We start from the raw sequence: 10730 nt of genomic DNA, 5'->3' as shown, positions 1-10730 counted from the left end.
TGATGCGGAACGTCCCGTCGGTCCAGGTCGAGCTGGACCCGCCGCCGAAGCCCGAGGTGGCGGTCAGCGAGACGAACGCCGTGGAGACCGGCTGGCCGGCGGCGAGCACGCGGCCCTCGACGATCGCCGCCGTCTGGAGCACGGTGTCGCCGACCTGCGTCGTCGCGCCCGCGGTGACGGACAACCACGTCGCCTCCCACGCGCGTGACCCGCCGTGGTAGCCCTCGAGCAGAGGGCTGTCGCCGGGCGGCATGACGTGCACGAGGTACGTGCCGGGGGCGACGGACCCGACGGTGTAACCGCCCTGTGCGTCGGTGAGCACGACCGCCCCGGTCGACATGCCCATGGTGGTCGTGAGCTCGACGGGGACGCCGACGACGGGGGTCCCCGCGCTGTCGACCACGCGGCCGGTGACGGTGCCGACCGCGTCGTCGGCCGACGCGGCGGTGGCCAGGCCGGTGAGGGTGAGGAGAGCGGCCAGGGCGGCGGCGACGAGGCGTCGCACGGTCCGCGGACGGGCAGGTGAGGGCATGGGGTCTCCTGGTGCCGGGTGCGCTGAGGTGCGCGACTCGGCGAGACCTTATCGACCGGATCCGACAGGTGTGAGGCGTTTTGGCACCCGCGTCACGTCGGGCGTGACAGGCGGGTTCGCCCGGGCATGCCGAGGGCCGGGTGGCCTGCGGTCCACCCGGCCCTCGTGACGGTCGCGGCTGCCCCGGTGCCGCGACCGTCCCCCGTGACGTCCCTACTGCACGTCGTCGTCGACCCAGTCGAAGGTCTTCGTGACGGCCTTCTTCCACAGGCGGTACTGACGGTCCCGCTCGGTGTCGTCGGCCGCGGGCTCCCAGCGCTTGTCCTCGGCCCAGTTGTCGATGACGTCCTGCTCGCCGGACCAGTACCCGACGGCGATGCCCGCGGCGTACGCGGCGCCGAGAGCGGTGGTCTCGGCGACCTTCGGCCGGATGACGGGCACGCCGAGGATGTCGGCCTGGAACTGCATGAGCGCGTCGTTGGCGACCATGCCGCCGTCGACCTTGAGCTCGGTGAGGTCCACGCCGGAGTCGGCGTTCATCGCGTCGAGCACCTCGCGCGTCTGGAAGGCGGTGGCCTCCAGGGCGGCGCGGGCGATGTGGCCCTTGTTGACGTACCGCGTGAGCCCGACGAGCGCACCGCGCGCGTCGGCCCGCCAGTACGGCGCGAACAGGCCCGAGAAGGCGGGCACGAAGTACGCGCCGCCGTTGTCCTCGACGGTCGCCGCGAGGGTCTCGATCTCCGGCGCCGACGAGATGATCCCGAGGTTGTCGCGCAGCCACTGCACGAGCGACCCGGTGACCGCGATCGACCCCTCGAGGGCGTAGACCGGGTCGGCGTCGCCGATCTTGTAGCAGAGCGTGGTGAGCAGGCCGTTCTTCGACGGGATCGGCTTGGTGCCGGTGTTGAGCAGCATGAAGTTGCCGGTGCCGTACGTGTTCTTGGCCGTGCCGACCTCGAAGCACGCCTGCCCGAACGTCGCGGCCTGCTGGTCGCCGAGGATGCCCGCGATCGGCACCCCGGGCACCATGCCGCCCTCGCGGCCCGTGCCGTACACCTCGGACGACGAGCGGATCTCGGGGAGCATCGACAGCGGGATGCCCATCTCGCCCGCGATCTCCTCGTTCCACGACAGCGTGTCGAGGTTCATGAGCATCGTGCGGGACGCGTTGGTGACGTCGGTGACGTGCACGCCGCCGTCGACGCCGCCCGTCATGTTCCACAGCACCCACGCGTCGGTGTTGCCGAACGCGAGGTCGCCGCGCTCCGCCTTCTCGCGCGCGCCGTCGACGTTGTCGAGGATCCACGTGATCTTCGGGCCGGAGAAGTACGTCGCGAGCGGCAGGCCGACGCGGTCCTTGTAGCGGTCCGCACCGCCGCCGAGCGCCCCCAGCTCGTCGGCGATCTTCTGCGTGCGCGTGTCCTGCCAGACGATCGCGTTGTACACCGGCTTGCCGGTGGTGCGGTCCCAGACGACCGCGGTCTCGCGCTGGTTGGTGATGCCGACGGCGGCGATGTCGCGGTAGGTCAGGTTCGCGCGGGTGAGCGCGAGGCCGACGACCTCACGCGTGTTGACCCAGATCTCCTCGGGGTCGTGCTCGACCCAGCCGGCCCGGGGGAAGATCTGCTTGTGCTCCTTCTGGCCGACGGACACGATCTGGCCGCCGTGGTCGAAGACGATCGCACGGGAGCTGGTCGTGCCCTGGTCGATCGCCAGGACGTACTGCGTGTCGGGCATGGGGGTCTGCCTTTCGGTCGGGGGCCGGGGTCAGAAGATGTAGACGTTGGCGAGGAGGCCGGCGAGCACACCGCCGACGAGCGGGCCCAGCACCGGCACCCACGCGTACGACCAGTCGCCGCCGCCCTTGTTCGGGATGGGCAGGACCGCGTGGGCGATGCGGGGTGCGAGGTCGCGTGCGGGGTTGATGGCGTACCCGGTGGGTCCGCCGAGGCTCGCGCCGATGCCGACGACGAGCAGGGCGACGGCGAGCGGGCCGAGCCCGGACGGCGTCGGGCCGAACGCGAGGACCACGAAGACCAGCACGAACGTCGCGATGACCTCGGTGACGAAGTTCCACGCGTACGACCGCAGGGCCGGACCCGTGGAGAAGACCGCGAGCTTGATGCCCGGCTCGGCCTCCTGGTCGAAGTGCTTCTTGTAGGCCATCCAGGCGAGCACGGCACCGATGAACGCGCCGATCAGCTGGGCGAGGATGTACCAGAACGCGTTGCCCACGGTCGGCTCGATCGTGACCGTGACCATGTCGTCCGGTCCGGTCTTGGTGGCGAACGGCTGGTCGGCCGTCAGCAGGCCGATCGTGACGGCGGGGTTGAGGTGGGCGCCTGACTTGAAGGCGGTGAAGACACCGGCGAAGACGGCGAGACCCCATCCGAAGTTGATGAGGAGCCAGCCGCCGCCGAAGCCCTTCGTGCCGGGCAGGATCACGTTCGCCACCACACCGGCGCCCAGCAGGATGAGCATCGCGGTGCCGAGGATCTCGGAGACGAACGCCTGGGACATGAGTGTGCCCACGGCCTATCCCTTCTGTTGACGAGACGTCGTTGTCACGTGCACCCCGCGCACGGGCCGCGGGGAGTTCGGGGTCGTGCTCAGGTGCCGGCGGGACCTGCCGATCCGCGGCCGCGCGGCGAGCCCGGCTTCGTCCCGGCGCCGACCACGTCGTCGAGGCGGCGCATGGGGGCCAGGTCGGCGGCGCGCAGGCGCACCTGCTCGGCCGCCGCGTCGTCGTGCTCCTGCGCGGCGGCGTCCTCGGCCTCGGCGCGCGCGACGTAGGCGGCGATCTCCTGGCTGCGGGTCCGCTCGTCCCAGCCGAGGACGGGAGCGATCAGGTCGACGATCTCGTCGAGCGCGCCGACGCCCTTGTCCGCCTGCTCGTAGTTGAGCCGGGTGCGGTGCATCATCACGTCGTCGAGGTGCAGCGCACCTTCGTGGCTGACGGCGTAGACGATCTCGGCGCCGATGTACGCGGGCGCGTTCTTCAGCGGCTCGGCGAGCGACGGCTCGGCGTCGACGAGGTCGATGAGCTCTGCGAGCAGCGAGCCGTACCGGTGCAGCAGGTGGTCCATGCGCGGCCGGTCCCAGCCGTACCTCGCGCCGATGGCCTTGGACTGCCGCTGGAACACGCGCAGGCCCTCGGCGCCGACGAGCGGCAGGTCGTGCGTGAGCGACGGCAGGCTCGTGGCGCGCGAGCCGATCGCGAAGTCGACCGCGTCCTTGGCCATGACGCGGTAGGTCGTGAGCTTGCCGCCCGCGATGACGGTGAGGCCCGGCGTCGGGGACGCGACGGTGTGCTCGCGCGACACCTTGGCCGACGACGTGCCCTCCTTGACGTGCGGCTGGAGCAGCGGCCGCAGGCCCGCCCAGGTGCCGATCACGTCGTCGCGGCTGATCGGGCGGGACAGCACGGCGTTGGCGTGCTCGATGACGTAGTCGATGTCCGCGCTGGTCGCGACGGGGTGCACGAGGTCCTGCTCCCACGGGGTGTCGGTCGTGCCGATCACCCAGTAGCGGGACCACGGGATGATGAACAGCACCGACTTCTCGGTCTGCAGGATCAGGCCGGTGTTGCCGGCGATGCGGCTGCGCGGCACGACGATGTGGACGCCCTTGGAGGCCAGGACCCGCAGGCCGCCCTCGGACCCGGCGAGGCTCTCCGTCTGCTCCGTCCAGACGCCCGTCGCGTTGATGACCGCGCGCGCCCGGACGTCGAGGTGCTCACCCGTCTCGAGGTCGACCAGCTCGGCGCCGGTGACCGCGCCGCCCGTCGTCGTGTGCAGGTCGAGCACCTGGGTGCGGCTCGCGGCGTGCGCGCCGTAGGAGACGGCGGTGCGGACGAGGGTCTCGACGAGGCGCGCGTCGTCGACGCTCGCGTCCCAGTAGCGGACCGCGCCGACGGCCGCGTCGTGCCGCAGGTCGGGGAAGAGCCGCTCCATGCCCTTGCGGGAGAGGTGCTGGTGCATCGGCATCGCGCGCTTGCTGCCGTTGACCGTCGCGAGCGTGTCGTAGAGCAGCACGCCCGCGCCGACGTACGCGCGCTCCCAGACGCGGTTCTCGAGCGGGTAGAGGAACGACACGGGCTTCACGAGGTGCGGCGCGAGCGTGTTGATGAGCAGGTCGCGCTCGGTGAGCGCCTCGCGCACCAGGTGGAAGTCGAGCATCTGGAGGTAGCGCAGGCCGCCGTGCACGAGCTTGCTGGACCGGCTCGACGTGCCGCTCGCCCAGTCCTGCGCGTCCACGATCGCGGTCGACAGGCCGCGCGTCACGGCGTCGAGGGCGATGCCCGCGCCCGTGACACCGCCCCCGATGACCAGCACGTCGAGCTCGTTGCCGCGCTCGCCGCTGGCGCGCATGACGTCGAGCGCGTCCTGGCGTGCCTGGACCGTCAGTGGTGCTGTCCGCATGTGGTTCTCGTCCCCCGGGTGATTCGTCTGCCTCGGATCGCTGCGCCCGTGGCCGCTCGCTATCGTCATCACGGGGCGAACGGACGCGCAACCGGGGTGCACATACGTGCATGCACAGGCGTCCGTCGGAGGAGGGTGCGTGTACGTCGAACGGGAGCAGGACGTCCTGCGCGCGGCGTCCATGTACTACCTGCAGGACCTCAAGATGGAGGTCATCGCGCGGCACCTCGGGACCTCCCGGTCGACCGTCTCGCGGCTCATCAAACGTGCACGGCAGGCCGGCCTGGTCGAGATCACGCTGCGCCCCGCGAGCACGCGTGCACCCGGGCTCGGGCGGTCGGTGGCCGCGACGTTCGGCGTCGACGCGTACGTCGTGCCCGTCCCGGACTCCGCGTCGCACATCGAGCGGCTCGACCAGGTGTCGATGACCGCGGCACGCCTGCTCTCGTCGTGGTTCGACTCCGACATGGTCATGGGCGTGGCCTGGGGGACCACGCTCGCGTCGGTGTCCCGCTACCTCACGCCCAAGCCGACCCGCGGGTCGCACGTGGTGCAGCTCAACGGCGCCGCGAACATGCGCACCTCCGGGATCGAGTACGCGTCCGACCTCATCTCGTCCTTCGGCACCGCGTTCGGCGCGGCCGTGCACCACTTCTCCGTGCCCGCGTTCTTCGACTACCCCGACACCAAGCGCGCGATGTGGCGCGAGCGGTCCGTCATGCGCGTCCTCGACATGCAGCGGCGCGCGGACATCGCGGTGTTCTCCGTCGGCGCGGTCGCGGGCGCGGTCCCGTCGCACGTCTACTCCGCGGGATACCTCGACGACGCCGACGTGCGCCTGCTGCACGACGAGGGCGTCGTGGGCGACGTGTGCACGGTCTTCCTGCGTGCCGACGGCTCGTGGCAGGACGTGCACCTGAACGAACGTGCGACCGGACCGACGCCCGAGGAGCTCCAGCGCGTGCCGCGGCGCGTGTGCGTCGTCGCGGGGGACAACAAGGTCGCGCCGCTGCTCGCCGCGCTGCGCGCCGGGGTCGTCACCGACCTCGTCGTCGACGAGCTCACCGCGACCGGGCTGCTCGACGCGGCCGAGCCGCCGCTCCCGCGCCGGACCGCGCGACGGACCCCCGACGCGTCGGCACGCGCCTGACGCGTGGTCACGCGTGACGCGTGGAGACACGCGTGACCCGTGGACACGTGACGGGTGGAGACGCGCCGGACGCGTCGGCGCCGCGCGCCGCTCACGGCCACCGCGGGCCGCTCGCTCGCCGTGCGGGACCGCGGACGCGTGCTGATACTCGCTCGGTGACCGACACCGCCACCGCGCCCGACGACGTCGACGCCACGCGCCTCAAGCGCAGCGTCTCCGGACGTCTGCTGTTCCTGTTCATCCTCGGGGACGTGCTCGGCGCCGGGGTGTACGCGCTGGTCGGCGAGCTCGCGGGCGAGGCCGGCGGCATGGTGTGGGTGCCGCTGCTCGTCGCGCTCGGCATGGCCCTGCTCACGGCGGCGTCGTACGCGGAGCTCGTGACGAAGTACCCGCGGGCCGGCGGCTCCGCGGTCTACGCGCAGCGTGCTTTCGGTCGCCCGGTCGTGTCGTTCCTCGTCGGCTACTGCATGCTCGCCGCAGGCGTCACGTCCGCCGCGGGCCTGTCGCTCGCGTTCACGGGCGACTACCTCGGGGTGTTCCTCGACGTGCCGGCCGTCCCCGCGGCGCTCGTGTTCCTCGCGCTCGTCGCGGCGCTCAACGCGCGGGGCATCCAGGAGTCGCTGCGCGCCAACGTCGTGATGACGACCATCGAGCTCAGCGGTCTCGTGCTGGTCGTGGTGCTGGGGGCGGTCGTGCTCGGTCGTGGCGACGGCGACGTGTCGCGCCTGACCGAGCTGCCCGAGGGGACGGGCGTCGCCGCGGCGACCCTCGGCGGCGCGCTCGTCGCGTTCTACTCGTTCGTCGGCTTCGAGACGTCCGCCAACCTCGCCGAGGAGGTCCGCGACGTGCGCCGCACCTACCCGCGCGCGCTGTTCGGGGCCCTGCTCACCGCGGGCGTCGTCTACCTGCTCGTCGGGATCGTGGCGCCTGCCGTCGTCGCGCCCGCCGACCTGCAGGCGTCGAGCGGACCGCTGCTCGAGGTCGTGCGCGTCGCCGGCGGCGTGCCGCTCGAGGTGTTCTCCGTCGTCGCGCTGGTCGCGGTCGCCAACGGCGCGCTGCTCACGATGATCATGGCGAGCCGGCTCGCGTACGGCATGGCCGAGGAGGGGCTGCTGCCGTCGGTGTTCGGGCGCGTGCTGCCGGGCCGCCGGACGCCGATCGTCGCCATCGTCGTCACCACGGTCGTCGCGATGGTGCTCACGACGACCGGGTCGCTCGTCGACCTCGCGTCGACGGTCGTGCTGCTCCTCCTGCTCGTCTTCCTCAGCACCAACGTCGCGGTGCTCGTGCTGCGTCGGGACCGCGTCGAGCAGCCGCACTTCCGGGCGTGGACGCCGCTTCCCGTGCTCGCGGCCGCGACGTGCGTCGGCCTGCTCACGCAGCAGGAGGCGAAGCACTTCCTGCTCGCGGGCGTGCTGCTCGCCGTCGGCCTGGTGCTGTACGCGGTGGCGCGGTTCGCGTCACGCCGGCCGTCCCGCTCCTGATGGACGGGCCGGGGAGGCCCGACCTGTGACTCCACGGACGTCGGTGCGTGACGGGTCGGCGGGTGGGCCGTGCGGGGCGCGGGGACCGTGTCCGCCGCGTCACCCGTCCGGGTGGTTCTCGGGCCCGCGCACGCGGTGACACGCGGCGTCGGGCCGCGTGCACGTGGCGCGATGTCGGTGGAGCACGGCACCATCTGGTCATGGCCGATGACGACGCAGTCGCAGAGCGCTATGACCGTGCAGGTCGGCGCCGTCATCGCCCGGTCAGGACACGCCCCGGGCCGCTCGCCGGGGTGCTCGCCGGCGTCGTCGGTGCGACCCTCGCGCTCTCGCCCGAGCTCCTCCTCGTGCCCGGCGGCGCCTACCTGACCGTCCCCGCGCTCCGGTCGCCGCTGCTCGTCGTCGCGCTCGTCGCCGTCGTCGTCGGCGTGCTCGTCGCGCGCCGCCACCCCGGCTGGGCGACCGTGCTCGTCCTCATGCCGTTCGCGACGACCGCCTGGACCGGCTGGTTCGTGCTCGGCTGGTGGGCCGGCCTCGTCGCCGTCGCGGCCGTGGCCGCCCACCGCGCGCCGTGGCGCGCCCTGCCACCCGCCGCCGCCGCGGTCGCCGTCACCAGCTGGTTCACGGTCTCCGACATCGTCGCGTCCGTCCCTCTCGGCTCGAGCGCCGTGGGTGACGACGGCCGGGACGGGCTCGTGTCGCTCGCCGTGATGCTCGGGCTCCTCGTCGCCGCCGTCGGGGTCGCGACCGTCGGCGGGATGGTCGAGCGGCGCCGCGACCCCGTCGACGACCCCGCGGACGACCCCGACGCCGCCGAGCGCGCACGCCGGGCCCGCGAGCTCACCGACGCCGCCGCACGACGGATCTCGCTCGTCGCCGCACGTGCCGAGATGGCCCCGCCCTACCGCTACCGCGACGGCGGCGCCGACCGGCGGGCCGCGCTCGCCGCGCTCGCGGTCGACGCCCGGCGCGCGCTCGGCGAGCTCCGGCACGCGCTCGTGGTGCTCGACCACGCCGACGCCGAGCGTCCCGGCGTGCACCGGTCCGCCACGGACAGCCGGGCGGAACCCCGTGCCCGGGCGGGGGCGCTGCGCTGACGACCCACGGGCCGCACCGGCGCGGGCAGCCCGCGACCGAGCACCGGGGGCGGGCCGCGGCGCCGTGCACCCGCCGTCCGTGACCCTCTCGGACGGGCACCCGCGGGCGACGGTTACCGTGAGCGCGTGACGACCGACCAGCTCACGATCCGGCCCGCCCTCCCGGCCGACGTGCGCGCGATCCGTGCCCTCGTCCAGCCGTACGCCGACCAGCGCATCCTGCTCGCCAAGGAGTGGGTCGGCTACTACGAGGCCGTGCAGGAGTTCGTCGTCGCCGAGGCGCCCGACGGGGCCGTCGTGGGCTGCGGTGCGCTGCACGTCATGTGGCAGGACCTCGCGGAGATCCGCACGCTCGCCGTCGACGCGACGTACCGCGGCCAGGGCGTCGGGCACCTGCTGCTCGACGCGCTCGTCGACCGCGCCCGCGGCCTCGGGCTGCGGCGGCTGTTCTGCCTGACGTTCGAGGTCGACTTCTTCACCGCGCACGGGTTCCACGCGATCGAGGGCACGCCCGTCACGCCCGACGTGTACGCCGAGCTGCTGCGCTCGCACGACGACGGCGTCGCCGAGTTCCTCGACCTCGCGCGCGTGAAGCCCAACACCCTCGGCAACACGCGCATGCTCATCGAGCTCGACGACCCGACGCACTGACCTGCCGCCGTGGCGGCCGTGGCTCACGCGGCGGTCGTGACCGCCACGGGGTCGAGGACGACCAGGACCTGACCGGGACCCACCTGGTCGCCGGGGGTGACGGTGATCTCGACGACGGTGCCGCCGCTGGTCGCGACGACGGGCGCCTCCATCTTCATCGCCTCGAGCGCGAGGAGCTGCTGCCCGGGCTCGACGAGGTCGCCGGGGCGGACGTCCACGCGGAACACGGTCGCGACGAAGGGCGCCTCGACGCCGTCGCACCCGTCGGGCACCACGACACCCGTGGCGGCGGGGGCAGCGGGCTCGGGGTCGCGACGGTCGAACTCGCCGGCCGCCTCCCACGCGGACCGCTCGGCGCCGAACGCGTCGGCCTGCCGCGCCTGGAACTCGGCGATGGACGGCGCGTTGGCGGCGAGGAACCGCTCGTGCTCGGCCAGCGAGAACGTGCCCTCCTCGATGCGGACGTCGTGCCGACCGGCGGCCATGTCGGCGCGCAGGTCGAGCAGCTCGTCCGCGCCGACCGGGTACCAGCGGATCGTGTCGAAGAACCGCAGCAGCCAGGGCGTGCCCGGCTCGAACGGCCGGTGCCGGGCGTAGGTGTCCCAGACCTGGATGGTCCGCCCGACGAACTGGTAGCCGCCCGGTCCCTCCATGCCGTAGATGCACAGGTAGGCGCCGCCGATGCCGACCGCGTTCTGCGGCGTCCACGTGCGGGCGGGGTTGTACTTCGTGGTGACCAGGCGGTGCCGCGGGTCGAGCGGAGTCGCGACCGGTGCGCCCAGGTAGACGTCGCCGAGCCCGAGCACCTGGTACGACGCGTCGAAGACGGTGCGGTGGACGTCGTCGACCGAGTCGAGGCCGTTGATGCGGCGGATGAACTCGATGTTCCACGGGCACCACGGGGCGTCGTCACGGACGCCCGCCATGTAGCGCTGGATGGCCTCGCGGGTCGACGGGTCGTCCCACGAGAGCGGCAGGTGCACGGTGCGGCTCGGGACGACGAGGTCGCGCGTCGCGGGCAGCGTCTCCTCGACCTCCTCGACGATCTCGAGCGCGCGGCGCAGCGGCAGCACGTCCGGGTCGACGTGGAGCTGGAGCGAGCGGATGCCGGGCGTGAGGTCGACGACGCCGCGCAGGCCGTCGTGGTCGACGCGCTGCTGCACGGCCTCCATGAGCGCGTGCACGCGCATGCGGGACGCGAGGTCGAGCTTCATCGGCCCGTACTCGACGAGCAGGTTGTCGTCGCCGGAGCGGCGGTAGGTGACCTCGGGGTCGGTGGTCGTGCCGTCCGCGGGGGCGCCCGCGGTCGCGGTGCGGGCCGGCCGGGCCGGCGTGCGGCCCAGCACGCCGCCGTCGACGTGCGGGGCCCGGCGCGGGACCGGGTCGGCCTGCGGG

At 73.1% G+C, this 10730-nt stretch carries 9 protein-coding genes; 4 read left to right on the top strand and 5 right to left on the bottom strand.

Annotation, left to right across the window (positions count from 1 at the left end; genetic code table 11):
* From CTKZ_RS03025 to CTKZ_RS03010, 4 genes are all read right to left on the bottom strand, one after another.
* Positions 1–532, bottom strand: a 532-nt coding sequence (locus tag CTKZ_RS03025) for a carboxypeptidase-like regulatory domain-containing protein (protein WP_148090452.1), incomplete at its 3' end; no start/stop codon positions are given.
* Positions 533–745: 213 nt separating this feature from the next.
* Positions 746–2269 (bottom strand): glycerol kinase GlpK, encoded by a 1524-nt coding sequence (gene glpK, locus CTKZ_RS03020; RefSeq protein ID WP_124341548.1) that lies wholly within the window; start codon positions 2267–2269, stop codon positions 746–748.
* 30 nt (positions 2270–2299) lie between these two features.
* Entirely contained in the window at positions 2300–3052 is a 753-nt protein-coding gene (locus tag CTKZ_RS03015) for an MIP/aquaporin family protein (protein WP_124341549.1), read from the bottom strand.
* Positions 3053–3141: 89 nt separating this feature from the next.
* Positions 3142–4953 carry a glycerol-3-phosphate dehydrogenase/oxidase gene (locus CTKZ_RS03010; protein WP_124341547.1) on the bottom strand — a complete coding sequence of 604 codons (1812 nt, stop codon included), beginning with the start codon at positions 4951–4953 and terminating at the stop codon, positions 3142–3144.
* Positions 4954–5092: 139 nt separating this feature from the next.
* Between CTKZ_RS03010 and CTKZ_RS03005 the strand changes: the two genes are divergently transcribed.
* The 4 genes from CTKZ_RS03005 (at position 5093) to CTKZ_RS02990 (ending at position 9335) form a co-directional block, all read left to right on the top strand.
* Positions 5093–6103, top strand: coding sequence for a sugar-binding transcriptional regulator (locus tag CTKZ_RS03005; protein ID WP_124341546.1), 1011 nt, complete (start codon positions 5093–5095; stop codon positions 6101–6103).
* A gap of 155 nt (positions 6104–6258) precedes the next feature.
* Positions 6259–7587, top strand: coding sequence for an APC family permease (locus CTKZ_RS03000; protein ID WP_124341545.1), 1329 nt, complete (start codon positions 6259–6261; stop codon positions 7585–7587).
* A 293-nt stretch (positions 7588–7880) separates the two neighbouring features.
* Positions 7881–8684 carry a hypothetical protein gene (locus CTKZ_RS02995; protein WP_124341544.1) on the top strand — a complete coding sequence of 268 codons (804 nt, stop codon included), beginning with the start codon at positions 7881–7883 and terminating at the stop codon, positions 8682–8684.
* A 126-nt stretch (positions 8685–8810) separates the two neighbouring features.
* Entirely contained in the window at positions 8811–9335 is a 525-nt protein-coding gene (locus CTKZ_RS02990; RefSeq protein ID WP_124341543.1) for an amino-acid N-acetyltransferase, read from the top strand.
* Between the two features lie 23 nt (positions 9336–9358).
* Here the strand turns inward: CTKZ_RS02990 and CTKZ_RS02985 are convergent.
* On the bottom strand, positions 9359–10730 hold a 1372-nt coding region (locus CTKZ_RS02985; protein WP_124341542.1), incomplete at its 5' end, for a carboxyltransferase domain-containing protein.

Source organism: Cellulomonas algicola (genome assembly GCF_003851725.1).
Classification (GTDB): domain Bacteria; phylum Actinomycetota; class Actinomycetes; order Actinomycetales; family Cellulomonadaceae; genus Cellulomonas; species Cellulomonas algicola.
This window is presented reverse-complemented; position numbering and strand designations above follow the sequence as displayed.